General features: G+C 68.3%; 25 protein-coding genes. 8 read left to right on the top strand and 17 right to left on the bottom strand.

From position 1 onward, the window contains the following. Positions 1 to 49: 49 nt before the first annotated feature. Positions 50 to 1,522, bottom strand: coding sequence for a M20 family metallopeptidase (locus Q0632_RS12430; RefSeq protein ID WP_298930042.1), 1,473 nt, complete (start codon positions 1,520 to 1,522; stop codon positions 50 to 52). 92 nt (positions 1,523 to 1,614) lie between these two features. Here Q0632_RS12430 and Q0632_RS12425 point away from each other — a divergent pair, with 92 nt between their 5' ends. After that, positions 1,615 to 2,370, top strand: coding sequence for a DUF72 domain-containing protein (locus tag Q0632_RS12425; RefSeq protein ID WP_298930037.1), 756 nt, complete (start codon positions 1,615 to 1,617; stop codon positions 2,368 to 2,370). On the opposite strand, the gene Q0632_RS12420 is transcribed toward Q0632_RS12425, so the two are convergent. Beyond that, the gene (locus Q0632_RS12420; RefSeq protein ID WP_298930033.1) at positions 2,367 to 5,951 is read right to left on the bottom strand and encodes a PAS-domain containing protein; all 3,585 of its coding nucleotides are present in this window, start codon (positions 5,949 to 5,951) and stop codon (positions 2,367 to 2,369) included. The two genes, Q0632_RS12425 and Q0632_RS12420, sit on opposite strands and share 4 nt — an antisense overlap. A 227-nt stretch (positions 5,952 to 6,178) precedes the next feature. Between Q0632_RS12420 and Q0632_RS12415 the strand changes: the two genes are divergently transcribed. Both Q0632_RS12415 and Q0632_RS12410 read left to right on the top strand, forming a co-directional pair. Continuing rightward, positions 6,179 to 6,370: a DUF3606 domain-containing protein gene (locus Q0632_RS12415; protein WP_298930028.1), complete on the top strand. Its 192-nt coding sequence runs from the start codon at positions 6,179 to 6,181 to the stop codon at positions 6,368 to 6,370. A 20-nt stretch (positions 6,371 to 6,390) separates the two neighbouring features. Next, entirely contained in the window at positions 6,391 to 6,876 is a 486-nt protein-coding gene (locus Q0632_RS12410; RefSeq protein ID WP_298930024.1) for a DUF421 domain-containing protein, read from the top strand. On the opposite strand, the gene otnI is transcribed toward Q0632_RS12410, so the two are convergent. The 8 genes from otnI to Q0632_RS12370 all read right to left on the bottom strand — a co-directional run bounded on the left by otnI (position 6,873) and on the right by Q0632_RS12370 (position 14,613). After that, positions 6,873 to 7,676 carry a 2-oxo-tetronate isomerase gene (otnI, locus tag Q0632_RS12405; protein WP_298930020.1) on the bottom strand — a complete coding sequence of 268 codons (804 nt, stop codon included), beginning with the start codon at positions 7,674 to 7,676 and terminating at the stop codon, positions 6,873 to 6,875. The genes Q0632_RS12410 and otnI overlap by 4 nt on opposite strands. Positions 7,677 to 7,687: 11 nt before the next feature. Continuing rightward, positions 7,688 to 8,347 (bottom strand): aldolase, encoded by a 660-nt coding sequence (locus Q0632_RS12400; RefSeq protein ID WP_298930017.1) that lies wholly within the window; start codon positions 8,345 to 8,347, stop codon positions 7,688 to 7,690. After that, positions 8,344 to 9,603 carry a 3-oxo-tetronate kinase gene (gene otnK, locus Q0632_RS12395; RefSeq protein ID WP_298930013.1) on the bottom strand — a complete coding sequence of 420 codons (1,260 nt, stop codon included), beginning with the start codon at positions 9,601 to 9,603 and terminating at the stop codon, positions 8,344 to 8,346. The genes Q0632_RS12400 and otnK overlap by 4 nt, the downstream gene beginning before the upstream one ends. Next, the gene (gene denD / locus Q0632_RS12390) at positions 9,600 to 10,610 is read right to left on the bottom strand and encodes a D-erythronate dehydrogenase (protein WP_298930009.1); all 1,011 of its coding nucleotides are present in this window, start codon (positions 10,608 to 10,610) and stop codon (positions 9,600 to 9,602) included. Before denD ends, otnK begins: the two co-directional genes overlap by 4 nt. Then, entirely contained in the window at positions 10,607 to 11,506 is a 900-nt protein-coding gene (ltnD, locus tag Q0632_RS12385) for an L-threonate dehydrogenase (RefSeq protein WP_298930004.1), read from the bottom strand. Before ltnD ends, denD begins: the two co-directional genes overlap by 4 nt. 80 nt (positions 11,507 to 11,586) lie before the next feature. After that, positions 11,587 to 12,357: a FadR/GntR family transcriptional regulator gene (locus tag Q0632_RS12380; RefSeq protein ID WP_298929999.1), complete on the bottom strand. Its 771-nt coding sequence runs from the start codon at positions 12,355 to 12,357 to the stop codon at positions 11,587 to 11,589. Between the two features lie 52 nt (positions 12,358 to 12,409). After that, positions 12,410 to 13,756, bottom strand: coding sequence for a chromate efflux transporter (chrA, locus tag Q0632_RS12375; RefSeq protein ID WP_298929994.1), 1,347 nt, complete (start codon positions 13,754 to 13,756; stop codon positions 12,410 to 12,412). Next, positions 13,753 to 14,613, bottom strand: a complete 861-nt coding sequence (locus Q0632_RS12370; RefSeq protein WP_298929990.1) for a chromate resistance protein ChrB domain-containing protein — start codon at positions 14,611 to 14,613, stop codon at positions 13,753 to 13,755. Before Q0632_RS12370 ends, chrA begins: the two co-directional genes overlap by 4 nt. A gap of 173 nt (positions 14,614 to 14,786) precedes the next feature. Between Q0632_RS12370 and Q0632_RS12365 the strand changes: the two genes are divergently transcribed. Continuing rightward, the gene (locus Q0632_RS12365; RefSeq protein ID WP_298929985.1) at positions 14,787 to 15,161 is read left to right on the top strand and encodes an SPW repeat protein; all 375 of its coding nucleotides are present in this window, start codon (positions 14,787 to 14,789) and stop codon (positions 15,159 to 15,161) included. On the opposite strand, the gene metW is transcribed toward Q0632_RS12365, so the two are convergent. From metW to Q0632_RS12350, 3 genes are all read right to left on the bottom strand, one after another. Next, positions 15,142 to 15,726 (bottom strand): methionine biosynthesis protein MetW, encoded by a 585-nt coding sequence (gene metW, locus Q0632_RS12360; protein WP_298929981.1) that lies wholly within the window; start codon positions 15,724 to 15,726, stop codon positions 15,142 to 15,144. The genes Q0632_RS12365 and metW overlap by 20 nt on opposite strands. Next, positions 15,723 to 16,844 (bottom strand): homoserine O-acetyltransferase, encoded by a 1,122-nt coding sequence (locus Q0632_RS12355; protein WP_298929979.1) that lies wholly within the window; start codon positions 16,842 to 16,844, stop codon positions 15,723 to 15,725. The genes metW and Q0632_RS12355 overlap by 4 nt, the downstream gene beginning before the upstream one ends. 130 nt (positions 16,845 to 16,974) lie before the next feature. Then, complete coding sequence (locus Q0632_RS12350) at positions 16,975 to 17,538, bottom strand: TMEM165/GDT1 family protein (RefSeq protein ID WP_298929974.1); 564 nt, start codon at positions 17,536 to 17,538, stop codon at positions 16,975 to 16,977. A gap of 373 nt (positions 17,539 to 17,911) precedes the next feature. Between Q0632_RS12350 and Q0632_RS12345 the strand changes: the two genes are divergently transcribed. Continuing rightward, a complete protein-coding gene (locus Q0632_RS12345) occupies positions 17,912 to 18,316 on the top strand; it encodes an RNA-binding protein (protein WP_298929970.1) in 405 nt (134 codons plus the stop codon). 251 nt (positions 18,317 to 18,567) lie between these two features. Further along, entirely contained in the window at positions 18,568 to 19,089 is a 522-nt protein-coding gene (locus tag Q0632_RS12340) for an RNA-binding protein (protein WP_298929966.1), read from the top strand. A 98-nt stretch (positions 19,090 to 19,187) separates the two neighbouring features. Here the strand turns inward: Q0632_RS12340 and Q0632_RS12335 are convergent, their stop codons facing one another. Genes Q0632_RS12335 through Q0632_RS12320 form a run of 4 tightly spaced genes read right to left on the bottom strand, consistent with a single transcriptional unit; the run spans position 19,188 to position 22,154 of the window. Then, positions 19,188 to 19,964 (bottom strand): SDR family oxidoreductase, encoded by a 777-nt coding sequence (locus Q0632_RS12335; RefSeq protein WP_298929959.1) that lies wholly within the window; start codon positions 19,962 to 19,964, stop codon positions 19,188 to 19,190. An 8-nt stretch (positions 19,965 to 19,972) separates the two neighbouring features. Continuing rightward, entirely contained in the window at positions 19,973 to 20,614 is a 642-nt protein-coding gene (lptC, locus tag Q0632_RS12330; RefSeq protein ID WP_298929954.1) for an LPS export ABC transporter periplasmic protein LptC, read from the bottom strand. Continuing rightward, positions 20,611 to 21,150 carry an HAD family hydrolase gene (locus Q0632_RS12325; RefSeq protein ID WP_298929949.1) on the bottom strand — a complete coding sequence of 180 codons (540 nt, stop codon included), beginning with the start codon at positions 21,148 to 21,150 and terminating at the stop codon, positions 20,611 to 20,613. The genes lptC and Q0632_RS12325 overlap by 4 nt, the downstream gene beginning before the upstream one ends. Before the next feature lie 2 nt (positions 21,151 to 21,152). Further along, positions 21,153 to 22,154 carry a KpsF/GutQ family sugar-phosphate isomerase gene (locus Q0632_RS12320; RefSeq protein WP_298929945.1) on the bottom strand — a complete coding sequence of 334 codons (1,002 nt, stop codon included), beginning with the start codon at positions 22,152 to 22,154 and terminating at the stop codon, positions 21,153 to 21,155. A gap of 47 nt (positions 22,155 to 22,201) precedes the next feature. Here Q0632_RS12320 and Q0632_RS12315 point away from each other — a divergent pair, with 47 nt between their 5' ends. Together Q0632_RS12315 and Q0632_RS12310 are read left to right on the top strand one after the other, a co-directional pair. Beyond that, on the top strand, positions 22,202 to 24,184 hold the full coding sequence (locus Q0632_RS12315; protein WP_298929940.1) for a cation:proton antiporter: 1,983 nt from the start codon (positions 22,202 to 22,204) through the stop codon (positions 24,182 to 24,184). Positions 24,185 to 24,319: 135 nt separating this feature from the next. Then, on the top strand, positions 24,320 to 25,209 hold an 890-nt coding region (locus Q0632_RS12310), incomplete at its 3' end, for a DnaA/Hda family protein (protein WP_298929935.1).

Below are 25,209 nucleotides of genomic sequence, written 5' to 3'. Positions count from 1 at the left end.
GACCAGCGCAACAAATTGCTGCGCTTATATGCAAAAAGTTACATCTTGCTCAGGGCATGCGGGCAATGACTTCGGCCACCGCAGCGGTCAGCTTCTTCGCATAGGGCACGTGCAGGAACTCATTGGGGCCGTGGGCATTGCTCTTGGGGCCCAGAACGCCGCAGACCATCATCTGCGCCTTGGGAAAGCCGGCGCTGAGCATGTTCATCAGCGGGATGGTGCCGCCCTGGCCTATGTAGCCGCAGGGCGCGCCGAAATGCGCCTGCGACGACGCATGCAGGGCCTGCTCGAACCAGGGCGCCGTTACCGGCGCGTTCCAGCCGGTGGCGCCGCCATTGCTCTCGAAGGTCACCTTGGCCTGGTAGGGCGCGTTGTCTTCCAGCAGGGCCTTGAGCTCCTGCACCGCCTGGCCGGCGTCGACCAGGGGCGGCAGGCGCAGCGACAGTTTGAAGGCGGTGTAGGGCCGCAGCACGTTGCCCGCGTCCTGCAGCGCCGGGAAGCCCTCGGCGCCGGTCACCGACAGGGTCGGCGTCCAGGTGCGGTTGAGGAGAGCCTGGGTCGGATCGGTGGTGGTGGGCAGGGCGAAGCTGGTCGAGCCGCCGCAGTCGTAGTGGGCCCAGGGGAAGCGCTTGTAGACCTCGTCGCCCAGGATCGCGGCCGTGGCCGCGGCCTGGGCCGCGCGCTCGGCCGGGATCTCGCAGTGAAAGCTTTGCGGCAGCAGCGTGCCGGTCTTGCTGTCTTCCAGCCGGTCCAGCACCTGGCGCATGATGCGAAAGCTCGAGGGCACCAGGCCCGAGGCGTCGCCCGAATGCACGCCCTCGGTGAGGATCTGGACCTTGAGCGTGCCGCTGGCCATGCCGCGCAGCGAGGTGGTCAGCCACAGCTGGTCGTAGTTGCCGGCGCCCGAATCCAGGCAGATGACCAGGCCGACCTCGCCCAGGCGGCTGCGCAGCGCGTCCACATACGGCAGCAGGTCGTAGGAGCCCGACTCCTCGCAGGTCTCGACCAGGCCGACGATGCGCGGGTGCGCCAGCTTCTGCGCCTTCAGGGCCTGGACGGCGGCGATGCTGGCATAGACTGCATAACCGTCGTCGGCGCCGCCGCGGCCGTACAGCTTGCCGTCCTCGTACTTGGGCGTCCACGGGCCCAGGTCGTTGCGCCAGCCGTTGAACTCCGGCTGCTTGTCCAGATGGCCGTACATCAGCACGGTCTCGGTGCTGCCAGCCCGGGTGGCAGGAATCTCGAAGAACAGCACCGGCGTGCGGCCTTCCAGACGCACGATCTCCAGCTTCAGGCCCTCGACCTTTTGCGCCTCGACCCAGGCCGCGGCATTGCGCATCACGGTGTCGATGTGGCCGTGCTGGGCCCAGTCCTTGTCGAAGCCCGGCGACTTGGCCGGGATGGCGATGTAGTCGGTCAGCTGTTTGACGATGTCGCGGTCCCATTGCTCGGTGGCGTGGGACAGGGCGGCGGCGGCGTCGAGCATGCCGGCAGGCAGTTCTTTGTGCAGGGGGGCGTTCATGGGGTTCTCTTTTCTGTCAGCAAAAACGTGCAGCCACTGTACGCCGGCGCTGCGGGCCGCGCTAGAGTGCGTGTAATAGCGGGAGCACAACGATGAGCCACACTCAACGCATCCGGGTCGGGATCGGCGGCTGGACCTTCGAGCCCTGGCGCGACAACTTCTATCCTGCCGGCCTGCCGCACAGCAAGGAGCTGCACCATGCCAGCCGGCAGCTGACCAGCATCGAGGTCAACGGCACCTACTACAGCAGCTTCGGGCCGTCGACCTTCGCCAAGTGGCGCGACGAGACGCCCGATGGCTTCGTGTTCTCGCTCAAGGCCAACCGCTTTGCCACCAACCGCCGCGTGCTGGCGGCCGCCGGCGAATCCATCCTGCGCTTCACCGACAGCGGCATCGCCGAACTGGGTGACAAGCTCGGGCCCATCGTCTGGCAGTTCATGCCGACCAAGCAGTTCGAGCCGCAGGACTTCGAGGCCTTCCTGGCCCTGCTGCCCAAGGAGGTGGAGGGCCGGCCGCTGCGCCACGCGCTGGACGTGCGCCACGAGAGCTTCGCCACACCGGCCTTCCTGGCGCTGGCGCGCCGCTACGGCTGCGTGCCGGTGCACACCGACTCGCCCAAGTTCCCGGCCATCGCCGATGCCAGCGCCGATTTCGCCTACCTGCGCCTGATGCGCAGCGAGCCCCACATCCCCACCGGCTACCCACCTGAGGCGATCGAGGCCTGGGCGCAGGGCGCGCGGGCCTGGGCCGGCGGCAGCCGGCCGCGCGAGGTCTTCATCTATTTCATCAACGGCGCCAAGGAAAGGGCGCCGGCCGCTGCGATGGCGCTGCTGCGGCGCCTGGCCTAGCCGCGCGCGGCGCGGCCGGCCACGGCGCGCCGCAGGGCATCGACCACCGCGGCGGCGCGGATCGGCTTGCTCAGGTAGTCGTCCATGCCGGCTGCCAGGCAGACCTCGCGGTCGCCCTCCATGGCATTGGCGGTCATGGCGATGATCCAGGGCCGCTGGCCCACCGGGGAGAGCGCCACCAGGCGGCGGCTGGCCTCCAGCCCGTCCATCACTGGCATCTGCACGTCCATCAGCACCACGTCAAAGGGTGCCTCGGCCTGCGCCGCGGCCACCGCGTCCAGCGCCTGCTGGCCATCGGCCACCACCTGCAGCTCGTAGCCCAGGCCGCTGAGGATCAGCGCCGCCACCCGCTGGTTGACAGGGTTGTCTTCGGCCAGCAAGAGCCGCAGCGGGGTCTCCGGCGCCACCCGTGGCCGCGCCGGCAACAGCGCTGCCGCAGTGGTGACCGACGCGGTCGGCCGCTCGAACAGGTTGGTGAGGGCCTCGAACAGCACCTGCGGCTTGGTTGGCTTGCTCAGCGTGCGGGCCAGGCCCAGGCCCGCGAACTGCGTGCCGCCGTCGCCCAGGGAGGTCAGGGCCAGCACTGGCAGCTGGGCCGGGTCGAAGCGCTTGCGCAGTTCGGCCGCCAGCATGTAGCCGTCCATGCCGGGCATCTGCACATCGATGATGGCGCAGTCGAAAACCTCGCCGCCGTCCAGCCAGTCCAGGGCTTCGCGCCCCGATGCGGCGGCGCGCGCCTGCATGCCCCAGCGGCTGGTCTGCAGGCCCAGGATCTGGCGGTTGGTGGCGTTGTCGTCGACCAGCAGCACGCGCCGCCCGGCCAGGCTGGCGGCCTGCCGGCCCTGGAAGGCAATGGGACCGGAGGGAACGGCCTGCAAAGGAATCTCGAACTGGAAGTCCGAGCCCTGGCCGGCCTGCGAGTCCACCCAGATGCGCCCGCCCATCAGCTCGACCAGCCGGCGGCAGATCGCCAGGCCCAGGCCGGTGCCGCCGAACTGGCGCGTGGTCGAGGTGTCGACCTGGCTGAAGACCTGGAACAGGCGATGCAGCCGGTCGTCCGGAATGCCGATGCCGGTGTCACGCACCGAGCAGGACAACAGGGGGGTGCCGTCGGCCGCCTCACGGCGTGCCAGCGTCACCACCACCTCGCCCTGCGCGGTGAATTTGACGGCATTGTTGACCAGATTGGTCAGCACCTGGCGTAGGCGCGTCATGTCGCCGTAGACATTGCGCGGCACACCGTCCTCGATCCAGTACAGCAGTTCCAGGCCCTTGGCCGTGGCCGCGCCGCTGGTGATGTCCAGCGCGCTTTCCACGCACTCGGCCAGATTCACCGGCACGCGCTCGAGCTCGAGGTGGCCCGACTCGATCTTGGAAAAATCCAGAATGTCGTTGATCAGCACCAGCAGGGCGTCGCCGCTGGTGCGGATGGTTTCGGCGAATTCGTGCTGGGCCGGGGTCAGCGGCGTGTCCAGCAGCAGTTCGCTCATGCCGATGACCGCGTTCATCGGCGTGCGGATCTCATGGCTCATGTTGGCCAGGAACTCGGCCTTGGCGCGGTTGCCGGCCTCGGCGGCGTCGCGCGCCGCGATCAGGGCCGCCTCGGTCTCCTTGCGCGCCGTGATGTCGCGGGCAATGCCCAGCAGGCCGATGCACTGGCCGGCGTCGTCGCGCATCGCTACCTTGACCAGCTCGAAGTACTCCGTCTCGCCGGTCACCTGGTTGACCAGTTCGTCCTCATAGACCATCGGCCGCGCCGAGGCCATCGCGTCCTGGTCGGAACGGCTGTAGTGCGCGCCGTCCGGCCCACCGAACAATTGGGCCGCGGTCTTGCCCACCACCTGGCTGGCATCGGTGAAACCGTGCTGGCGCAGGTGCGCCGGATTGGACAGCCGGTAGACACCCTCGGTGTCCTTGAGCCAGATGCGGTCCGGGATGTTGTTGATCAGCGCGCTGAGTTGGGCCTGCTTCTGCGACAGCGCCTCCTGGGCCAGCATGTAGTCGGTCATGTCGGTGAAGGTGCGCACCACCCCGCCATCGGGCAGGGGCAGGGTCTTGACCTCCAGCGTCCGCCCACCGTAGCCCTTGCGCAGGTAAGTCTCCGGGCCAAGCACCGGCGGCATGTCGGCGCTGACAGCCACATAGCCCCTGGCAATGGCATCGGCAAAGCTGAAGTTCTCGCCGAAGTCACCGCGCTCGATCTGGAAGTGGACCAGCTCTTCCAGGGAGGGCCCTGTGGCCAGCAGTTCTTCCGGCAGGCCCAGCAGCTGCTGGTGCCTGCGGTTGGACATGACGGTGCGGCCGTGGCGGTCGATGCTCACGATGCCCTGGCTCATGCTGTCCAGTGTGATCTGCAGGATGCGGCTCTTTTCAGTGAGCGCCTCCTGGGTCTGCGCATAGTCGCTCACGTCGGTGAAGGTGCGCACCACGCCGCCCTCGGGCAGTGGCTGGGTCTTGACCTCCAGCGTGCGGCCGTCGCGGGTCCTGCGCAGATAGGTCTGCGGTCCCTGGATGGGTGGGGTCTGGCCCCCCTGCGCCACGTAGCCGCGCGCCACCGCATCCACCTGGTCGAAATTGGGGCCCAGGTCGCCGCGCTCGACCTGGAAGCGCACCAGCTCCTCCATGGTCGGCTGGCTGGCCATCAGCGCGGCCGGCAGGTCCAACAGCTCCTGGACCCGGCGGTTGGAGCTGATGCAGCGGCCGCTGGCGTCGATGGTGGCGATGCCCTGGCTCATGCTGTCCATGGTGATCTGCAGCGTGCGGCTTTTCTCGGCCAGCTGGCGCTGGGCCTCATAGTAGGCGGTGACGTCCGAATACGTGCGCACCAGGCCGCCATCGGGCAGGGCCAGGGTGGCGATCTCCAGCACCAGGCCGGCGCGGGTGCGGCGCAGGTAGCTGCCGCCGGTGTCGAAGTGGCCGGGGTCCCTGGGGTCGCGGAAGATCCGCGGCATCACGTCCACGCCGGGCAGCTCGCTGTTCTCGCTGAAGTCGCCGCGCGCCTCCTGGAAGGCGATCACGTCGCGCATCAGCGGCCGCTGCGCCAGCAGCGCCTCGGGCAGTTCCAGCACCTCCAGGAAACGGCGGTTGTACAGCACCACCTTGCCCTCGGCGTCCATGCGCACGATGCCGCGGCCGGCGTTGTCCAGCGTCAGCTGCAGCGCCTCGGTGCGTTCGCGCAGCAGCTCGCCGGCCGCCAGCGCGGCCTGCTCGGCGTGCACCCGGGCCGTTACATCCTCGATCGTGCCCTCGTGGTAAAGAACCCGTCCTTCGCTGTCGCGCACCAGGTGGGCGTTCTCGCTGATCCAGAACGGCTCACCGTTGTCGCGGCGGCGTAACTCGGAGACGAAGTCGCGCACCACGCCCTGGGCTTCGAGCAGCGCCCGGAACTGCGCCCGCCGCCCGGGCTGGGCATACCAACCACCGGCGTGCGCCTTGGGCAGGCTCAGCATCTGCTCCTCGGACTCGTAGCCAAACAGCTGCACCATGGCACGGTTGGCACGCAACTGCACGCCGTTGGCGTCGGTGCGGTAGGCACCGATCGGCAGCAATTCGAAGAGCGTGGAGAAGTCGTGCTGGGCCATGGGCATGCCATCGTAGTACAGCCGTGCTCTGGCACACCCGGCCGGCCCCGCCGCCTCGCCCCTGGCCCAAGACAAATCAGCCTCTAGCCCCCGTAAAACCTTCCTGAGTAGCTATGATATTTATAGCGCAGTAGGAGCCGGACGACAGCGTGTCGCGGAGTCGGCGGGCAGGGCCGGGGCTGGCGCGGCTGTCCAATCGCTGCATCAAGAAAGTGGAGATCCAGGCCATGGCCTATGTGTTTGAGACAGTGCCCGCGCAACGCGACCAGATTGAGCTGGCCGACCCGCGCGAGGTCACCTGGTGGAGCAAGCGCTTCGGCTGTAACCCGGAGCAATTGCGCAAGGCGGTCGCCAAGGTCGGCACCAGCGCCGCCCGCGTCGAGCAACTGCTCGATGGCAGCGACGTCGTGATGGTCTGAGCGGCGCGGCCGCAACACCCATGCTGGACATGCAGCTGCCCTGGTGGGAATTCGTGCTGCGCGCGGCCGTGGTCTACCTGTTCCTGCTGGTCCTGGTGCGGCTTTCGGGCAAACGCACCATCGGCCAGTTCACCCCCTTCGACCTGATCGTGGTGGTGCTGCTGAGCGAATCGGTGTCCAACGCGCTGGGCGGCGGCGACGACTCTGTGATCGGCGGCCTCATTTCCGCCAGCACCCTGATCGTGCTGAACCTGGGCCTGGCCTGGCTGACCTCGCGCAGCAAAAGCGCCGAACAGGCCGTGGAAGGCAGCGCAGTCCTGCTCGGACGCGATGGCAAGGTCTTCGACACGGTGCTGGAGCGCGAGCGTGTCAGCAGGGACGATTTCGATGAAGCCCTGCGCGAACACGACTGCACGCTACAGGACATGGGCCGCGCCTTCCTGGAGACGGACGGCCAGATCAGCATCCTCAAGCGCCGCTCTCAACCGGCGCCCAACGCCAGCTAGCGCTTCATCCAGCCCAGGCCGTCCGAGGTGCCGTTGGCCACGGCGCCGCGCGCCGGCCGGTACTCGCAGCCCACCCAGCCCTGCCAATCGCACTGCGCCGCCACCTCATCGATCACGTCGAACAGGTAAGCGAAGTTCAGCTCGCCCAGGTCGGGCTCGTGGCGCAGGGGCACGCCGGCGATCTGGAAGTGGCCGACCCGCCCTGTGGGCAGGTACTGGCGGATCTTCATGGCGATGTCGCCCTCGACCACCTGGCAGTGGTACAGGTCCATCTGCACCTTGACGTTGGCCGCGGCGATCTCGTCGATCAGCTCGTGTGCATGGTCCTGGCGGTTCAGGAAGAAGCCCGGGATGTCGCGCGTGTTGATCGGCTCGATCAACACATCGACACCCTGGGCAGCGGCTTGAGCGGCGGCCCAGCGCAGGTTGGCCACATAGGTGGGGCGCACGCTGGCGCGCTCGATGCCGGCGGGCACCAGACCGGCCATCACATGGATGCGCGGGCACGCCAGCGCCTTGGCATAGACCAGGGCCTTGGCGATGCCTTCGCGGAACTCTTCTTCACGCCCCGGCAGGCAGGCCAGGCCGCGCTCGCCGCCGTCCCAGTTGCCGGGCGGCGCGTTGAACAGCACCTGCTGCAGGCCGTTGGCCTGCAACCGCGCCGCCAGTTGGGCCGGCTCATAGGCGTAGGGAAAGAGGTATTCGACGGCCTGGAAGCCGTCGCGGGCGGCGGCCTGGAAGCGGTCCAGGAAATCCAGCTCGGGGTAAAGCATGGACAGGTTGGCGGCAAAACGGGGCATGGCTTGTGTCCTTACCAGCGCGCGCCAAAAGCGCGACGCAGTTCTTCGATGTGGGGTTCGTCCAGCGGCGCGATGGCCGTGGCCAGCAGCGCCAGGCGGGCGGTTTCTTCCAGTTCTTCCAGCACGGCCATCGCACTGGTCGGGCCATCGTGCCAGACGTTGGGGCCCAGCCGGTCCAGCATCACGGCGCGGATCGGCCTGCCGCTGTCGCCGTAGTGGGTGATGGCCTGCACCACGGCCAGCACCGCCTCCTGGGCACCCGGGCGCGCGTAGGCGATGCGCGGCACATGGCCGACCTTCATCACGAAGTAGGGCGTCAGCGGCGCCAGCAACTCGCCGACACCGGGCCGCAGGCTCAGGGCCACGCAGTGCGTGCTGTGGGTGTGGATAACGCAGCGCGTGGCGGGATCGAAGCGGCCCGCCGCGCCATAGATGGCCGTGTGCAGGGCGATGGTCTTGCTGGCGCGTTCGCCACTGAGCTGTTGCCCGCTGGCGTCCAGACGGGCCAGTTTGGCGGGGTCCAGGAAACCCAGGCAGGCGTCGGTTGGGGTGATCAGGAAGCCATCGTCCAGGCGCACGCTGATGTTGCCTGCGGTCGCATGCACATAGCCGCGGTCGAACAGGCTCTTGCCGACGCGGCAGATCTCTTCGCGGGCCTGGGTTTCGGTCATTGCAGCAATGTAAATGCTTTGGAGAAGAAGTCGTCGGTACCGAAGTTGCCGGACTTCAGGGCGATGTGCAGGCCGGGACTGGCCGCGTGGCACCAGGGCACGCCGGGGTCGATCTGCGGGCCGATCTGCATCTGCGTGATGCCCAGGGCCTGCACGCAGGCGCCCGAGGTTTCGCCGCCGGCCACCACCAGTTGCCCGACGCCATGGGCGACCAGGCCGTTGGCCACCGCTGCCAGCGTGCGCTCCACCGCATCGCCCGCAGCCTGCACGCCGCTGCGCGCCTGCACGGCCTGCACGGTGGCGGCATCGGCCGTCGAATACACCAGCACCGGGCCCTGCGCCAGCAACGGCCGGGCCCAGGCCAGGGCTTCGCCCACCACGTCGGCGCCGTCGGCCACGCGCAGCGCGTCGATCGCCAATGCTGCCCCACCAGCGGCGATGAAGGCCGCCACCTGGCGCTGCGTGGCCTGCGAGCAGCTGCCGCTGACGATGGCCCGCGTGCCCGTCGCCGCCGGCAGGGCGCTGGCCTGCGAGGAAGGCGCCAGGCCAAAGTTGACCGGCAGGCCGATGGCCACGCCCGAGCCAGCCGTCACCAAGGGCATGCCCTTGAGCGCGGGACCCAGGCGCAGCAGGTCGTCGTTGGACACGGCGTCGACGATGGCGATGCCCACACCCTCGGCGCGTAGCGCCTCAATGCGTTGCGCAATCGCCGCCGGCCCCGCAGCCACGGCCTTGTGGTCGATCAGGCCGACCTTGCGGCTGCACTGCGCCTGCAGCACCTTCACCAGGTTGGCGTCGGTCATCGGCGTCAGCGGGTGGCTGCGCATGCCCGAATCGCTGAGCAGCTGGTCGCCGACAAAGAGGTGTCCCTTGAAGACCGTGCGCGCGTTGTCCGGGAAGGCCGGCGTCGCAATCGTGAAGTCCGTGCCCAGCGCGTCCATCAAGGCCTCGGCCACCGGCCCGATGTTGCCCGCGGCCGTGCTGTCGAAAGTGGAACAGTACTTGAAGTAGATCTGCTGCGCGCCCTGGGCCTGCAGCCAGCGCAGCGCCTGCAGCGACTGGGCCACCGCCTCGGCTGCAGGCACGGTGCGCGACTTGAGCGCCACCACCACCGCATCCACATCGGCTAGCAAGGGTGCATCGGGCACACCGATGGCCTGCAGCACGCGCATGCCGCTGCGCACCAGGTTGTTGGCCAGGTCCGTGGCGCCGGTGAAGTCGTCGGCGATGCAGCCGAGAAAGATCTTCCCGTTCATTGCACCGGCAGCTTCACGGCATCGGGGTTCTCGCGCACGTAGTCGCGGATCACCGCTTCGAAGTCGGCGTCGGATTGCAGGCCCAGGCCCCTGGCCCGCTCCCAGGACAGGTTGCCCGGCCAGCTGCTGACCAGTTTTTCGATGGCGGGATCAGGCGTCCAGTCCAGCAGGGCGGCCGCCTCGCGGCCGCCGATTTTTTGCAGCGCCTGCGCCATGGCGCCCACCGTGGTGCGAAAGGACGGCAGGTTGATGGCCGTGGGCGGGCCCCATTGCGCGTCGCTGGCCTGGGCCGCGCGCACGAAACCGGCGATGGTGTTGCCCGGCGAGGCCAGTGCCACCGGCGTGTCCGCCGCCACCGGCACCTGGGCACGGATACCGGCCAGGGGCTCGCGCACCATGCCGCTGAAAAAGCCCGAGGCCGCGCCGTTGGGCTTGCCGGGCCGCACGCTCACCGTCATCGGCCGCACGCTGCGGCCGGCGATGAATCCCTTGCGGCTGTAGTCGGCCACCAGTTGCTCGCAGATGAATTTCTGCACGCCGTAGCTGCCCTGCGGCGTCGGCAAGGTGTCGTCGGTGATGGGCTCGGGCAGAGGCCGGCCGGGCTGCTTGCCGAACACCGCCAGCGAGCTGGCAAAGACAAAGACCGGCTGCGTGCCCAGGGCGCGCGCGCCGTCCAGCAGCTTGTGGGTGGTTTCCAGGTTGCTGCGCATGCCCAGGTCGAAGTCGGCCTCGCATTCGCCGCTGACGGCGGCCGCCAGGTGGAACACCAGGTCGGTGCCCACGGCGGGGATGGTCTTGTCGGCGATCAGCGCCAGCAGGTCGCCGGTGACGGAATGCACGCGCGGGTCGGCGCGCAGGTCGTCCGGCGGCGCGACACGGTCGGCCAGGGTGATGCGCGTGATCACCCGCTCGGGGGCGCCGCGCAACGACAGACTGCCCAGAGCGAGCAGGGTGCGGGCCAGGCGCGCGCCCAGGAAGCCGCAGCCGCCGGTGATGAGGATGTTCATGGGGTTCCTTTTACTGCGGGCAGGGCTATGCCCGGGAAGATCTTGATGACGGCGCTGTCGTCTTCGCGCGCGAAGCCGGCGCTGCTGGCCTGCATGAACATCTGGTGCGCGGTGGACGACAGCGGCAGCGGGAATTTGCTGGAGCGCGCCAGGTCCAGCACCAGGCCCAGGTCCTTGACGAAGATGTCGACCGCAGACAGCGGCGTGTAGTCGCCGGCCAGCACATGGGCCATGCGGTTCTCGAACATCCAGCTGTTGCCGGCGCTGTGGGTGATCACCTCGTACAGGGCGGCGGCGTCGACGCCTTCGCGCAGGCCCAGGGCCATGGCCTCGGCAGCCGCGGCGATGTGCACGCCGGCCAGCAGCTGGTTGATGATCTTGACCTTGCTGGCGGCGCCGGCCGCGTCGCCCAGGCGGTAGACCTTGGCCGCCATCGCGTCGAGCATGGCGCCGCAACGCGCATAGGCCTCGGGCCGGCCCGAGGTCATCATGGTCATCTCGCCGCTGGCGGCGCGCGCGGCGCCGCCCGAGATCGGCGCATCCAGGTACAGCAGGCCGAGGTCTGCCAGGCGCTTTTCCAGCGCGGCCGACCAGTTGGGGTCAACAGTGGAGCACATGACGAAGACGCTGCCAGGGCGCATGGCAGCGGCGCAGCCGTTGGGGCCGAACAGCACCTCTTCGGTCTGCTGCGCATTGACCACCACCGAGATGACCACGGCGCATTGCGCGGCCAGCGCAGCCGGCGAAGCGGCGGCCGTGCCGCCCTCCTGGGAGAAGGCCTGCGCCACCTCGGCGCGCACGTCAAACACCTGTACGCCAAAGCCGGCGCGGCGCAGCGAGCGCGCCATGCCGCCACCCATGGCGCCCAGGCCGATCACCCCCACAGCATCGGGCATGGTTTGTCCTTGTTCTTGTCCTGAATTCATCTGGTCATCATACAACTTTGGAAGCTTCTGTCGGCCCACAAACAGCCCCTTCAGAGGCGCGGCGCCACCAGCGGGCGGGCCAGGCGCGCGCCCTCCTGGCTCCAGAAACCGGGGTCGGCGTTCTCGATGCGTTTGATGGCGTTGTCCATGTGGCGCGCCGCCGCCTTGCGGGCACGCGCCACGTCGCCGGCCTCGATGGCCAGCACCACGGCATGGTGTTCGCTGCGCACCTGCTGCGCGAAGTCCGCGCGGCGCGCCTCGTTGGCGCGGGTCACGCCGATGGCGCCGCGCACGAACTGCGCCAGGTAGTCCAGCGTGCCCAGCATGAAGGGGTTGTGGGCGGCGTCGGCGATGGCGCGGTGAAAGCGCAGGTCCTCCTCGACGCCGTCGCCGCCGGCCTGCACCGCCTTGTCCAGCGCCTGCACCGCCTGCTGCAGGCGCTTGACGTCGGCGGCATTGCGCCGCTGCGCCGCCAGCCCCGCCACCTCGGCCTCGAGTGCGCGCCGCACCTCGGCCATCTGCACCACGGCCTCGCGCGATTCGGTATGGCGGTGGTCGAAGTTCAGCGGCGCATAGGGCGCCTTGGCGTTGACGAAGACACCGCTGCCCTGGCGCGAGTCGACCAGGCCCAGCGACTTCAGGCGCGACACCGCCTCGCGCACCACGGTGCGGCTGACCTGGAACTGCTCGACCAGCCGCGCCTCGGTCGGCAGCTTCTCGCCGCCGCCCAGCCGGCCGGCGCTGATCTCGGCCGCCAGCTGCTGCGCCACCTGGTCGGACAGGCGGGCGCCGCTGGTGACGGGACGAAAGCGTGTTGTCATACAAAAAACAGCATGGAGCGGCGAGGATACCCGCGCGCGGACCCGCCGCGTCTCAGGCCCAACCCGCCGTGCGCAGCGCCAGGCCGGCCAACGCGCACAGCGCGATGACAGGGATCACGCCCAGCTTGTTGCGCAGCAGGGCTGCCGCCGCCGCCCCTGCCAGCAGCAAGGCCGCGAAGTCGATTTGCAAGCCAAACAGGCCTGGAGCCCCCGTCTTTTGCGCGATATGCGCTATGAAAAACAGAGCAAGACTGGCGATCACGCCGACCACGGCGGCAGTGATGGCGGTCAGCGGCGCAGTAAAGCGCAGCTGGCCATGCGTGGCTTCCACCAGCGGGCCGCCGGCCAGGATGAACAGGAAGGAAGGCAGGAAGGTGAACCAGGTCGCCACGCTGGCCGCCAGCGCCGCGCCCAGGAACAGCATGTCCGGCCCCAGCACCTGGCGCGTCCAGCCGCCGACGAAACCGACAAAGGCCACCACCATGATCAGCGGGCCGGGCGTGGTCTCGCCCAGCGCCAGGCCGTCGATCATCTGCGCGCCGGTCAGCCACTGGAAGTGCTCCACCGCGCCCTGGTAGACATAGGGCAGGACCGCATAGGCGCCGCCGAAGGTCAGCAAGGCCGCCTTGGTGAAGAACCACCCCATTTGCGTCAGCGTGCCGTCCCAGCCCTGGGCTGCAATCAGCAAGGCCATGGGCGCCAGCCACAGGAACGCGCCCACCGTCAGCACCGCGGCCAGCCGAGCCTTGCGGAAAACGGCGTGAGGCGGCGTCGGCGTGGTGTCGTCGATCAGCGCCGGCCCCCAGCTGCGCTGCGCTGGACCGTGGCCGGCGTTCGCGCCGAACTGCGCCGGCAGCCACTTGCCGCCCAGCGCACCGGCCACCGCCGCGGCCGCCACGACCCACGGAAAAGCGATCTTCAAGAAGGCGATGGACACAAAGCTGCCAATGGCGATGGCCCACAGCAGCGGCCCCTGCGATGGCCGCCGCAGCGTGCGGCTGCCGATGCGCCAGACCGCGTGCAGCACGATGGCGGCGACCGCCGGCTTGATGCCGTAGAACAGCCCCGCCACCCAGCTGACCTGGCCGTAGCGCAGGTAGACCCAGCTCAGCGCGATCAGGATGAACAGCGAGGGCAGGACGAAGAGCACACCGGCGGCGATGCCGCCGCGGGTCTTGTGCATCAGCCAGCCGATGTAGGTGGCCAGCTGCTGGGCCTCGGGGCCGGGCAGCAGCATGCAGTAGTTCAGCGCGTGCAGGAAGCGGCGCTCGGAGATCCAGCGTTTCTGCTCGACCAGCTCCCTGTGCATGATGGCGATCTGGCCGGCCGGCCCGCCAAAGCTGATGAAGCCCAGCTTCAGCCAGAACTTCAGGGCCTGGCCAAACGGGACCGCGCTCATGCCGCCTGCTCCTTGACCGACCAGGTGTGCGTCTCGCCTTGCGCGCTGCGGCACCAGGCATGGAGCGCGTCGTACACCGGCATGGCCGCGGCCAGCATGGCATGGTCATCGGCATGCTGGCGGGACAGTCCCAGCGACACGGCCAGCAGCCCGGCGGCCTGCGGCACCATGGCAAGCCGGTTGGTATCGGCCGCCCGCACGATGGCGGCCAGCGTGTCCAGCGCCGCATCGTGCAGCTCGAAGGCCTGCAGCAAGGCATCGAAGCTGCAGCGCTCCCATGCATGCGAAATCGGCGCGCCCTCGATGTCATAGGCCACGGCGCCCAGGCGGGCGGCCTCCTCGAACACCCGGTCGGCGGGCACGTAGAAAAACTCCGCCCGCGGATCGATGAAGCGGCGCACCAGCCAGGGACAGGCAATGCGGTCGATCTTGGGCCGCTCGCGCGTGATCCAGCGAGAGGGCCGCTCGCCCGTCACACCCAGGTCGGGCCGCTTGCGCAGCAGGGACGGCTTGGCACTGCGCCAGGACGCGATGTCGGCCGGCGCATCGACGCCGTCCTCGCCGCCCTCGATGCCACCGGCCAGGAAACGCGCAGGCCAGCCGGCAGCGCGCAAGTCCCGTGCGGCCTGCTGGCCGACCTCGTGGCCATAGGCGCAGTACACGACCACCTCGCGTGGCGCGTGCGAGGCGGCATAGGCAGCAAGCTCTTGGGGCGGGCAGTGCTGCGCGCCGGGCAGCAGCCTGTCGCTGGCGACAAAGCGCTCGGGACGGCGCACATCGAGCAGCAGCGGCGCGTCGGGCCGTCCCAAGAGGACGACCAGTTCGGCGGGGGATATGGAATGCGATGCGGTGTCCACGGAAAACTCCAAGGTGAGTTGCCAGCGCTTGGACGGGACACCGTCTATCTCGAAAGACCGGGAGGCTGAAGTCCCGTTGCACAAATCTTAGCACCGGCCAGGCATTGCAAGTCCTGGTGAGCGGCCTATAGTGAAAGAGCGCAGGCAACCCTGCCGGCGACCGGAGGTGCAGCATGCGTTCCCCCAAGCACTGGCAGGATGGCGTCAACGCGGCGCTCGGTCTGTGGCTCATGCTCTCGCCCTGGGCGCTGGGCTTCCAGGGCATGTCGATGGCCATGTCCAACGCGATCGTCATGGGCCTGGCCCTGGTCGCCGTAGCGCTGGGCGCCATGCTGCTGCCGCAGGCCTGGGAAGAGTGGAGCGAAGGCGCGCTGGGCCTGTGGCTGATGGCCTCGCCCTGGCTGCTGGGCTTCGGCTGGCAGCGCGACGCCATGCTCAGCACGTCGCTGACCGGCCTGCTGGTGCTGGTGCTGGCCCTGTGGACGCTGGCCAGCGACCCGGACTACAACGCCTGGCTGGGCAAGCGCCTCAGCCGCGTTCGAACTTGAAGACGGCGGTGCCGGCCCGCGCGTTGGGCAGAAAGCGCACCTCGCGGCCGTCCTGCAGGCCGAAGGCGTCCAGCACGTTCAGGCGGTTCTTGGTCGCCAGCACCTCGAAGTCCTTGTAGGTGCCCACGCGGATGTTGGGCGTGTCGTACCACTGGTAAGGCAGGCGCCGCGTCACCGGCATGCGGCCGCGCGCGATGGCCAGCCGGTTCGGCCAGTGGGCAAAGTTGGGGAACGAGACGATGCCCACGCGGCCGACGCGCGCCGTCTCCACCAGCATGGTCTCGGCGTTGCGCAGGTGCTGCAAGGTGTCGATCTGCAGCACCACGTCGAAGGAGCTGTCGTCGAACATCGCCAGCCCCTCTTCCAGATTGAGCTGGATCACGTCGACGCCGCGCTTGACGCAGGCCAGCACGTTGGCGTCGTCCAGCTCGATGCCGTAGCCCGAGCAGCCGCGCTCGCGCTGCAGAAAGTCGAGCATCGCGCCGTCGCCGCAACCCAGGTCGAGCACGCGCGAGCCGGCCGGCACCAGGGCGGCGATGCGCTCCATCGTGGCGCGGTCGCTCATACGCGCTCCTGTGCAATGCGTTCGAAGTAGGAGCGCACCACGCCCAGGTAGCGCGCGTCCTCCAGCAGGAAGGCGTCGTGGCCGTGCGGTGCGTCGATCTCGGCGTAGCTGACGCTGCGCCGGTTGTCCAGTAGCGCCTTGACGATCTCGCGGCTGCGCCGCGGCGAGAAGCGCCAGTCGGTCGTGAAGCTCACCAGCAGGAACTGGGCGCTGGCGCGGGCCAGGGCCTTGGTCAGGTTGCCGGCATAGGCCAGGGCCGGGTCGAAGTAGTCGAGCGCGCGGGTGATCAACAGGTAGGTGTTGGCGTCGAAGTACTCGCTGAACTTGTCGCCCTGGTAGCGCAGGTAGCTCTCGATCTGGAACTCGATGTCCTGGGTGCTGTACTTCAGCTCGATGCCTTCCCTTAGCTGCCGCCCGAACTTCTCGTTCATCACGTCGTCGCTCAGGTAGGTGATGTGGCCGATCATGCGGGCGATGCGCAGGCCGCGCTTGGGCACGGCGCCGTGCTCGTAGAAGTGGCCGCCGTGAAAGTCGGGGTCGGTGACGATGGCGCGGCGTGCCACCTCGTTGAAGGCGATGTTCTCGGCATTCAGATTGGGCGCGCTGGCCACCACCACCGCGTGGCGCACGCGCTGCGGGTATTGCAGCGTCCACGACAGGGCTTGCATGCCGCCCAGGCTGCCGCCCATGACGGCGGCCAGGGTATCGATGCCCAACGCATCGAGCAGCCTGGCCTGGGCCGCGACCCAGTCTTCCACCGTGACCACCGGGAAGTCAGCGCCGTAGACCTTGCCGCTGTCCGGGTTGACGTGCATGGGCCCGGTGGAGCCGAAGCACGAACCCAGGTTGTTGACGCCGATGACGAAGAAGCGGTCGGTGTCCACCGGCTTGCCCGGACCGATCATGGTGTCCCACCAGCCCTCGGACTTGTCCTGCCCGGCATAGACGCCCGCCACGTGGTGCGAGGCGTTGAGCGCGTGGCAGATCAGCACGGCGTTGCTCTTGTCGGCGTTGAGCGTGCCGTAGGTCTCGTAGGCCAGCGTGTAGCCACGGATCGATGCACCGCTGCGCAGTGCGAGCGGCGCTTCGAAGGCCATCGATTGCGGTGTGACGATCATGCTGGACCCAAAAACAAAACCCGGCGTCGCTAAAGAGGCGAGGCCGGGTGCTTGGGCGATCGGTCTTTAGCTGAATTTATTGAGCGCCCGCAAGCTGGGGCAAATCGGCGCTGGCAGTCAGTATAGCCAATCAACCCGCGCCCAACAGGGCCGCCAGGCCCAGGCCCAGGAAGATCACGGCCGACAGCTTGTGGACCAGCGCGATCGGCACGCGCCGGGTGATGCGCTCGCCAAACCAGACCACCGGCGCATTGGCCAGCAGCATGCCCAGGGTGGTGCCCATCACCACCAGGGCCCAGGCGTCGTAGCGCGCCGCCAGCATCACGGTGGCCACCTGGGTCTTGTCGCCCATTTCGGCGATGAAAAACGCGATCAAGGTGGTGCCGAAGACGCCAAAACGCGGCGGCTTGTCCATGCCGTCGTCATCCAGCTTGTCGGGCACCAGCATCCACAGGGCCATGGCGATGAACGAGCCGCCCAGCACCCAGCGCAGCGCCTGCGGCCCCAGCAGGGTGATGACCCAGGCGCCGGCGGCGCCGGCCAGGGCATGGTTGGCCAGCGTGGCCGCCAGGATGCCCAGCACGATGGGCCAGGGCTTCTTGAACCGAGCCGCCAGGACCAGGGACAGCAGCTGGGTTTTGTCGCCCATTTCGGCGAGGGCGACGAGGCCGGTGGAGACGAGGAAGGCTTCCATGGATATAAAAGGGGTCTCCAGGCCGGCGCGGCGCGCACGGACTGCACGGCTTCCTCCCTTTGACGTCCCATTCTAAAGACCGGCTTTGCGCGCAGGGTTCTAGCGCACTTAATGCTTAGTTGCCTGCGTCCTGGCCCTACAGGGCAAGGCCGGCCCGACCCCATCTGGTGACCTGAAGCCAACATCCGGGCAGCTGTTGGCTTATTTTTTTACCCTTCCCCTAAAGTTTTCGACCATAATCCGTTTGTGCCCCGTCCAATCGGGGCACAGTTTTGCGGTGAATGGTCAGTTTCGCGTCTATCGAATGAAGTTTCTAGTTTGTGATTGCGTGCCCGGCTCCATCGCGTCTTGCGTTGTTTTTTAGGAGTCCTTCATGGGCAACAAACTTTACGTGGGCAACCTGCCCTACTCTTACCGCGATAGCGACATGGAACAGGCGTTCAGCCAATACGGCACCGTCTCCAGCGCCAAGGTCATGATGGAACGTGACACCGGCCGCTCCAAGGGTTTCGGCTTTGTCGAAATGGGCAGCGATGCCGAAGCACAAGCAGCCATCGAAGGCATGAACGGCCAGCAAATCGGCGGCCGTGGCCTGGTTGTCAATGAAGCCCGTCCGATGGAGCCCCGCGCTCCCCGTAGCGGCGGCTTCGGCGGCGGCGGTGGTGGCGGCGGCTACGGTGGTGGTGGCGGCGGCGGCGGTTACGGCGGTGGTGGCGGTGGCCGCTCCGGCGGTGGCGGCGGCTACGGCGGCGGTGGCGGTGGCCGCGGCGGCTACTAAGCCAATCCCGCAGAAATGCAGAAAAAGGGCCTACGGGCCCTTTTTTCATGCCCGTTTTCTAGGGTTTTTGCGAAGCCCGATTGCCCCCCAGCGCTTGCCCATCCCCCGGATATCTGCGCAATAATCATTGCGCGTGGACAGCTGTACCCACGCAGGATTGCGGTGATCAGGTCACTTTCGCGTCGTCAGTTGCATGCGTTTTCGGGACTCCATCGCTCAAGTCAACCGTGTTTATCTAGGAGTCCCTTCACATGGGCAACAAACTGTATGTGGGCAACCTGCCCTACTCGGTGCGCGACAGCGACCTCGAGCAGGCCTTCGGCCAATTCGGCGGCGTGACCAGCGCCAAGGTCATGATGGAACGTGACACCGGCCGCTCCAAAGGCTTCGGCTTTGTCGAGATGGCCAGCGATGCCGAGGCGCAAGCCGCGATCACCGGCATGAACGGCCAGCCCCTGGGCGGCCGCAGCGTCGTCGTCAATGAAGCCCGTCCCATGGAAGCCCGCCCGCCGCGCAGCGGTGGTGGCGGCGGCTACGGCGGCGGCGGTGGTGGTTACGGCGGCGGTGGTGGCGGCGGATATGGGGGCGGCGGGGGCGGCTACGGCGGCGGCGGTGGTGGTGGTGACCGCCGCGGTGGTGGCGGCGGCTACGGCGGCGGTGGCCGCGGCGGCGGTGGTGGTGGCGGCGACGGTGGTTTCCGCAGCCCCTACGGCTCGGGCCCGCGCGGCGGCGGCGACCGCAACGGTGGCGGCGGTGGCCGCGGCGGCTACTGACAAGCCCCAGGCACACAGCAAAAAGGCTCCTTCGGGAGCCTTTTTGGTTTGTAGCCCCCGTGCAACGGCCCTGGGGCGCTATCAAAAGAGTAGCTAAATCAGCTGCCGTCCTGGCGGTGCTTGCGCGGCCGGCCGGCCAGGGCCCGGTCGAACAGGGCATTGGGCAGCAGGCGCAGGAGCTTGGCCACCACACCCATCTGCCAGGGGATGACACGGTAGCTCGCGCCCGCGGTGACGGCCTGGAAGGCGCGCTCGCTGAAATCCTCCGGCCGCATCAGAAAGGGCATGGAGTAGCGGTTTTGCTGCGTCAGCGGCGTGTCGATGTAGCCCGGACAGAGGGTCACCACCTTGACGCCGCTGCTGCGCAGCTCGCCGCGCAGGCTTTCGCAGTAGCTGATCACCGCCGCCTTGCTGGCGCAGTAGGCGCCGTGACCGGGCAGGCCGCGGATGCCGGCCACGCTGCCAATTCCCACCAGCGCGCCGGAGCCGCGCCCCACCATGGCGTCGATGAAGGGATGGAAGGTGGCGGCCAGGCCCACGTTGTTGGTGGCGAAGCTGCGGGCAATGACATCGATGTCGCCACGCACGGCCGTGTCCACGCCGATGCTGATGCCGGCGTTGGCGATCACCACGTCAGGCACGCCCTGCGCCGACAGGCAAGCCTGGCCAGCGGCAACCACGCTGTCGGTGTCGGCCACATCGGCGCGGTAGACCGCATAACAGTCCGCCGGCAGCTGCTGGCGGCGCGCCCAGTCTTCGATCTCGTTGGTGCGCCGCGCCGCCAGCGCCAGCCGCCAGCCGGCCTGGTGGTAGCGCCAGGCCAGGGCCTGGCCGATGCCGCTGGAAGCGCCCGTGATGAAAACCAGTTTGTCCATTGCCGGCCTCAGGGGGCGCTACGCGGCATCAGGGTGCCGCGCACCCGGCCGCGCAGGTCCATCACGCGGTCCAGGTTGTCGTAGTCCAGGTTGTCGGCCGTGAACTGGTCGTCGCCACGGATCAGGGTGACGGGCTTGTGCGAGCGGACCCGCTCGGCCTGCATGAAGGCGTGCAGGAACTCGCCGCGGAACTCCAGCTTCGGCCGCAGCACGCCGTCCGGGCCTTTGAGCGCCTCGCGGGTCACCACGGCATCGCCGATCAGCTGCACTTCGGAACCGTCGGCATTGCTCAGGCCACGCTTGGCGGTGGCGACTGTCAGCTCGCCAGCCTCGTTGTAGGCGCGGATGCGCGGCTGGTCGATCTCCAGCGTGTCGGTGTCGGGGTAGTGGCGGGCCTCGGTGCCCACCACCTCGCTCTTGAGGCGGCCGCTGGGCTCGAAGGTCTTGACCGAGAAGCGGCGCATGAAATAGTCGGGGTCGTGGGTTTCGGCCCGCTGCGCTTCGGGCGGCAGCAACGAAGGCGTGCTGCGCGCCAGCCAATAGGTCCCCAGCGCCATCAGCCCCATCAGGATCAGCGGCAGGTAGATGGTCAGGTGGTCCCAGCCGCGGCGCAGCCGCGCCCAGCCACTGTCCCAGGCGCTCACGCTCATGCGTACCCTTCCAGCAGGCCAGCGTAGCGGCCGCTGGCCACCAGCAGCAGGTCGCAGAACTCGCGCGCCGCGCCGGCGCCGCCGGCGGCCTGGGTGACAAAGCGGGCGACGGCCTTGACTTCGGCGTGGGCATTGGCGGGCGCGGCGGCAAAGGCGCAGCGCCGCAGCACCGGCAGGTCGGGCCAGTCGTCGCCGATGGCGGCGGCCTGCTTCCAGTCCAGGCCCAGCGCCTCCAGGGTCTGCTGCGCCGCCGGCGCCTTGTCCTCGGTGCCGTAGTGCACGTGCGTCACGCCCAGCGCCGCCAGCCGGCCGCGCAGCGGCTTGGAGTCGCGGCCGGTGATCACCACCGGCGTGATGCCCGCCTTTTGCAGCAGCTTCAGGCCCAGGCCGTCCAGGATGTTGAAGCGCTTGAGCGTCTCGCCCAGGTCCGACATGTACAGGCCGCCGTCGGTCAGCACGCCATCCACATCGAAGAAGGCGACCTGGACGTCCTGCGCCGCCAGCAGCAGTTCGGGCGGAAAGTTCAGCGCCGGCATCCTCAGATCACCTTGGCGCGCATGAGGTCGTTGCTGTTGACCGCGCCGCAAAGCTTGCCGTCGGCGTCAGTCACCAAGAGTCGGGTGATCCCGTGCAACTCCATGAGCTCGGCGGCCTCAACCGCCAGCACGTCCGCCCGGATGGTGCGCGGACCAGGGTGCATGACCTGGTCCGCCGTGCACTGGCGCAAGTCGACGCCGCGCTCGATCAGCCGGCGCAAATCCCCGTCGGTGAAGATGCCCACAAGGCGGCCCTGCGCGTCGACCACGCCGGCGGCGCCAAACCCCTGCACGCTCATCGCGCGCATCAGCTCGACGAACGACGCGGCAAGCTCCACCCGAGGCACGGCATCGCCCGAGCGCATCACGTCGCTCAGGTGCGTCAGCAGCTTGCGGCCCAGCGCGCCGCCGGGATGCGAGCGGGCGAAGTCCTCGGTGCGAAAGCCTCTCGCATCGAGCAGGGCAACAGCCAGCGCATCGCCCAGCGCCAGTTGGGCGGTGGTGCTCGCCGTCGGCGCCAGATTCAGCGGGCAGGCTTCCTTCTCGACGCCGCTGTCCAGGACGATGTCGGCATGCCGCGCCAGCGTCGACTGCGGGTTGCCGGTCATGGCCACCAGGGGCACGCCCTGGCGCTTGAGCACCGGCAGGATGACCGTGATCTCCTCGCTCTCGCCGCCATTGGAGATGGCCAGCACCAGGTCGATCGGCTGGATCATGCCCAGGTCGCCGTGGCTGGCTTCGGCCGGATGCACGAACATCGCCGGCGTGCCGGTGGAGGCCAGGGTGGCAGCGATCTTGCGGCCGATGTGGCCGCTCTTGCCCATGCCCATCACGACCACGCGGCCGCGCACATTGAGCATGAGGCGCGTCGCGTCGGCGAAGGCCTGGCCCGTGCGGGCCTTGAGGCCCAGCACGGCGGCCGCCTCGATGTCGAAGGTTTCCTGGGCCAGTCGCAGCGCCTGCGCTGCGTCGAAAGCCTGTCCAGGGGGGGTCGAAGCGGTCATGGCGGGATTCTATCGAGGGACACCCGGCCTGCGGATAGCATAGTGGCATGACCACGCTCGAGCTCGCACTGATCTACCTGCTGGCCGCGGTCATCGGCGTGGTGGTCTGCCGCTCGCTCAAGCTGCCGCCCATGCTGGGTTATCTGGTGGTGGGGGTGGCGATCGGTCCCAACGCCCTGGCACTGGGCGACTCCGACAGCGTGCGCCACCTGGGCGAGTTCGGCGTGGTCTTCCTCATGTTCGTGATCGGGCTGGAATTCAATCTGTCCAAGCTGCGCGCCATGCGTGCCCACGTGTTCGGCCTGGGGCTGTTCCAGGTGGTGCTCACCATCCTGATCGGCACCGTGGGCACGCTGTTCCTGGCGGCGCTGGCGCCCACGCTCTGGAACATGGGATGGCAGACCGCGCTGGCGCTGTCGGGCGCGCTGGCCATGAGCAGCACGGCCATCGTGGTCAAGCTGATGGCCGAGCGGCTGGAACTCGAGAGCGAGCATGGCAAGCGGGTGATGGGCGTGCTGCTGTTCCAGGATCTGGCCGTCGTGCCGCTGCTGGTGCTCATTCCCGCGCTGGGCAGCAAACCCGAGACCTTGTTCATGGCGCTGGGCGTGGCCGCGCTCAAGGCCACGGTGCTGATCACCGTGCTGCTGGTGGGCGGCCAGCGCGTGATGCGCTGGTGGCTGACCATCGTGGCGCGGCGCAAGAGCGAAGAGCTGTTCGTGCTGAACCTGCTGCTGATCACGCTGGGCCTGGCCTGGCTGACCGAGCTGGCCGGCCTGTCGCTGGCGCTGGGCGCCTTCATCGCCGGCATGCTGATCTCCGAGACCGAGTTCAAGCACCAGGTGGAGACCGACATCCGGCCCTTCCACGACGTGCTGCTGGGGCTGTTCTTCATCACCATGGGCATGCTGCTGGACTGGCGCCTGGTGTTCGCCCACTGGGGCCTGGTGCTGATGATGGTGACGGTGCCGGTGCTGTTCAAGCTGGCCCTGGTGACGGTGCTGGCGCGCGGCCTGGGCGCCTCGATGGGCGTCTCGCTGCGCACCGGCCTGTACCTGGCGCAGGCCGGGGAGTTCGGTTTCGTGCTGCTGACGCTGGCGCAGCTGAGCGGCCTGGTGCCGCCGCACCTGCTCAACCCCATCCTGGCCAGCATGGTGATCTCGATGCTGGCCACGCCCTTCATCATCATGTACAGCAACCGCATCGTGCTCAAGCTGGTGGCCAGCGAGTGGCTGCAGCAGTCGCTGCAGATGACGACCATCGCCCGCAAGTCGATCAACGCCAACAAGCACGTCATCATCTGCGGCTACGGCCGCAGCGGCCAGAACCTGGCCCGCCTGCTCGAGCGCGAAGGCATCCCCTACATGGCGCTGGACCTGGACCCCGACCGTGTGCGCCAGGCCGCGGCGGCCGGCGACTCGGTGGTCTTCGGCGACGCCGCCCGCCTGCAGGCCCTGATGGCCGCCGGCCTGGCGCGCGCCAGCGCTGTGGTGATCACCTACCTGGACGTGGCCGGCGCGATCAAGGTCCTGGGCCACACCCGGGCGCACGCGCCCCAGGTGCCGGTGATCGTGCGCACGCAGGACGACCACGACCTGGAAAAACTGCAGGGCGCGGGCGCCACCGAGGTCGTGCCCGAGGCCCTGGAAGGCTCGCTGATGCTGGCCAGCCACGCGCTGGCCCTGGTGGGCGTGCCCATGCGCCGGGTGATCCGCATCGTGCAGGACCAGCGCGACGCCCGCTACAACCTGCTGCGCGGCTACTTCCACGGCGCGGACGACGACACGGTGGACGACCAGCACACCGAGCGCCTGGCCACCCTGACCCTGCCCCTGGGCGCCAAGGCAGTGGGCAAAGCCCTGGGACATTTCGCGCTGCATGCGCTAGGCGTGCGGGTGGTCAGCCTGCGCCGCGCCAGCGGCAAAACCGCGCCGGTCAGCGGCGACGCGCTGCTGCAGGACGGCGACACCCTGGTGTTGTCCGGCCGGCCCGAGACACTGGCCGTGGCAGAGGATAAACTGCTGCGCGGGTGAGTCCTACAAAAGGTTTCAATTGCCAGCCTGGACTGCAGCGTACCAGAGCCCCTCCCGCCTTGTGGATAAGGCCTTGATAAATTAGAATCCGGGGTTTGCTGCAATGAACAATATCCACAGAGGCAACAGCCGAGAATGAGCGAGGGGCAACACAAGAGCCTGACGGCCGCAGCGGCCCTCGGCGCGGGCGACAGCCTGTGGCAGGCCTGCATGGACCAACTGGCCCAGGAGCTGCCCGAGCAGCAGTTCAACACCTGGATCAAGCCGCTGGCGGCCACCGTCTCAGAAGACCTCAGCAGGGTCACCCTGCACGTGGCCAACCGCTTCAAGCTCGACTGGGTGCGTGCCCAGTACGCCGGCCGCATTGCCGGCCTGCTGGAAAAGCTCTACGGCCAGCCGGTACAGCTTGAGTTGGCGCTTGCTCAGCGCGAACCTGGCGCCAGGACTTACTCCACGCCTTCTTCCGCAGAGATGCGCCCGGCCCCCGAGCCGGCCGATATCGCCGAAGAGGCGGCCGCCAACGGCTTCAAGAACCGCCTGAACACGGCCCTGACCTTCGACACCCTGGTCGAGGGCACGGCCAACCGCATGGCGCGCGCCGCCGCCATGCATGTCTCGGGCATGCCCGGCCAGCTGTACAACCCGCTGTTCATCTACGGCGGCGTCGGCCTGGGCAAAACCCACTTGATGCACGCTGTAGGCAATAAGTTGTTGGCCGACAAGCCCGGCAGCAAAGTTCTCTACATCCATGCCGAGCAGTTTGTTTCGGATGTGGTTAAGGCCTACCAGCGCAAGACTTTCGACGAGTTCAAGGAGCGCTACCACTCGCTGGACCTGCTGCTCATCGATGACGTCCAGTTCTTCGCCAACAAGGACAGGACGCAGGAAGAGTTTTTCAACGCTTTCGAGGCCTTGCTGGCCAAAAAGTCGCACATCGTGATGACGTCGGACACCTACCCCAAGGGCCTGGCCGACATCCACGAGCGCCTGGTCTCGCGCTTCGATTCCGGCCTGACGGTGGCCAT

Origin of the sequence: uncultured Ramlibacter sp. (genome assembly GCF_936925435.1) — a bacterium.
Classification (GTDB): Bacteria; Pseudomonadota; Gammaproteobacteria; order Burkholderiales; family Burkholderiaceae_C; genus Ramlibacter.
The sequence above is the reverse complement of the archived record's forward strand: the minus strand, read 5'-3'. Positions and strand labels throughout refer to the sequence as shown.

Coding starts and splice junctions, on each gene's coding strand:
- Q0632_RS12430 (WP_298930042.1), bottom strand. CDS start 1,522: ATGAACGCCCCCCTGCACAAAGAACTGCCTGCCGGCATGCTCGACGCC.
- Q0632_RS12425 (WP_298930037.1), top strand. CDS start 1,615: ATGAGCCACACTCAACGCATCCGGGTCGGGATCGGCGGCTGGACCTTC.
- Q0632_RS12420 (WP_298930033.1), bottom strand. CDS start 5,951: ATGGCCCAGCACGACTTCTCCACGCTCTTCGAATTGCTGCCGATCGGT.
- Q0632_RS12415 (WP_298930028.1), top strand. CDS start 6,179: ATGGCCTATGTGTTTGAGACAGTGCCCGCGCAACGCGACCAGATTGAG.
- Q0632_RS12410 (WP_298930024.1), top strand. CDS start 6,391: ATGCTGGACATGCAGCTGCCCTGGTGGGAATTCGTGCTGCGCGCGGCC.
- otnI (WP_298930020.1), bottom strand. CDS start 7,676: ATGCCCCGTTTTGCCGCCAACCTGTCCATGCTTTACCCCGAGCTGGAT.
- Q0632_RS12400 (WP_298930017.1), bottom strand. CDS start 8,347: ATGACCGAAACCCAGGCCCGCGAAGAGATCTGCCGCGTCGGCAAGAGC.
- otnK (WP_298930013.1), bottom strand. CDS start 9,603: ATGAACGGGAAGATCTTTCTCGGCTGCATCGCCGACGACTTCACCGGC.
- denD (WP_298930009.1), bottom strand. CDS start 10,610: ATGAACATCCTCATCACCGGCGGCTGCGGCTTCCTGGGCGCGCGCCTG.
- ltnD (WP_298930004.1), bottom strand. CDS start 11,506: ATGCCCGATGCTGTGGGGGTGATCGGCCTGGGCGCCATGGGTGGCGGC.
- Q0632_RS12380 (WP_298929999.1), bottom strand. CDS start 12,357: ATGACAACACGCTTTCGTCCCGTCACCAGCGGCGCCCGCCTGTCCGAC.
- chrA (WP_298929994.1), bottom strand. CDS start 13,756: ATGAGCGCGGTCCCGTTTGGCCAGGCCCTGAAGTTCTGGCTGAAGCTG.
- Q0632_RS12365 (WP_298929985.1), top strand. CDS start 14,787: ATGCGTTCCCCCAAGCACTGGCAGGATGGCGTCAACGCGGCGCTCGGT.
- metW (WP_298929981.1), bottom strand. CDS start 15,726: ATGAGCGACCGCGCCACGATGGAGCGCATCGCCGCCCTGGTGCCGGCC.
- Q0632_RS12355 (WP_298929979.1), bottom strand. CDS start 16,844: ATGATCGTCACACCGCAATCGATGGCCTTCGAAGCGCCGCTCGCACTG.
- Q0632_RS12350 (WP_298929974.1), bottom strand. CDS start 17,538: ATGGAAGCCTTCCTCGTCTCCACCGGCCTCGTCGCCCTCGCCGAAATG.
- Q0632_RS12345 (WP_298929970.1), top strand. CDS start 17,912: ATGGGCAACAAACTTTACGTGGGCAACCTGCCCTACTCTTACCGCGAT.
- Q0632_RS12340 (WP_298929966.1), top strand. CDS start 18,568: ATGGGCAACAAACTGTATGTGGGCAACCTGCCCTACTCGGTGCGCGAC.
- Q0632_RS12335 (WP_298929959.1), bottom strand. CDS start 19,964: ATGGACAAACTGGTTTTCATCACGGGCGCTTCCAGCGGCATCGGCCAG.
- lptC (WP_298929954.1), bottom strand. CDS start 20,614: ATGAGCGTGAGCGCCTGGGACAGTGGCTGGGCGCGGCTGCGCCGCGGC.
- Q0632_RS12325 (WP_298929949.1), bottom strand. CDS start 21,150: ATGCCGGCGCTGAACTTTCCGCCCGAACTGCTGCTGGCGGCGCAGGAC.
- Q0632_RS12320 (WP_298929945.1), bottom strand. CDS start 22,154: ATGACCGCTTCGACCCCCCCTGGACAGGCTTTCGACGCAGCGCAGGCG.
- Q0632_RS12315 (WP_298929940.1), top strand. CDS start 22,202: ATGACCACGCTCGAGCTCGCACTGATCTACCTGCTGGCCGCGGTCATC.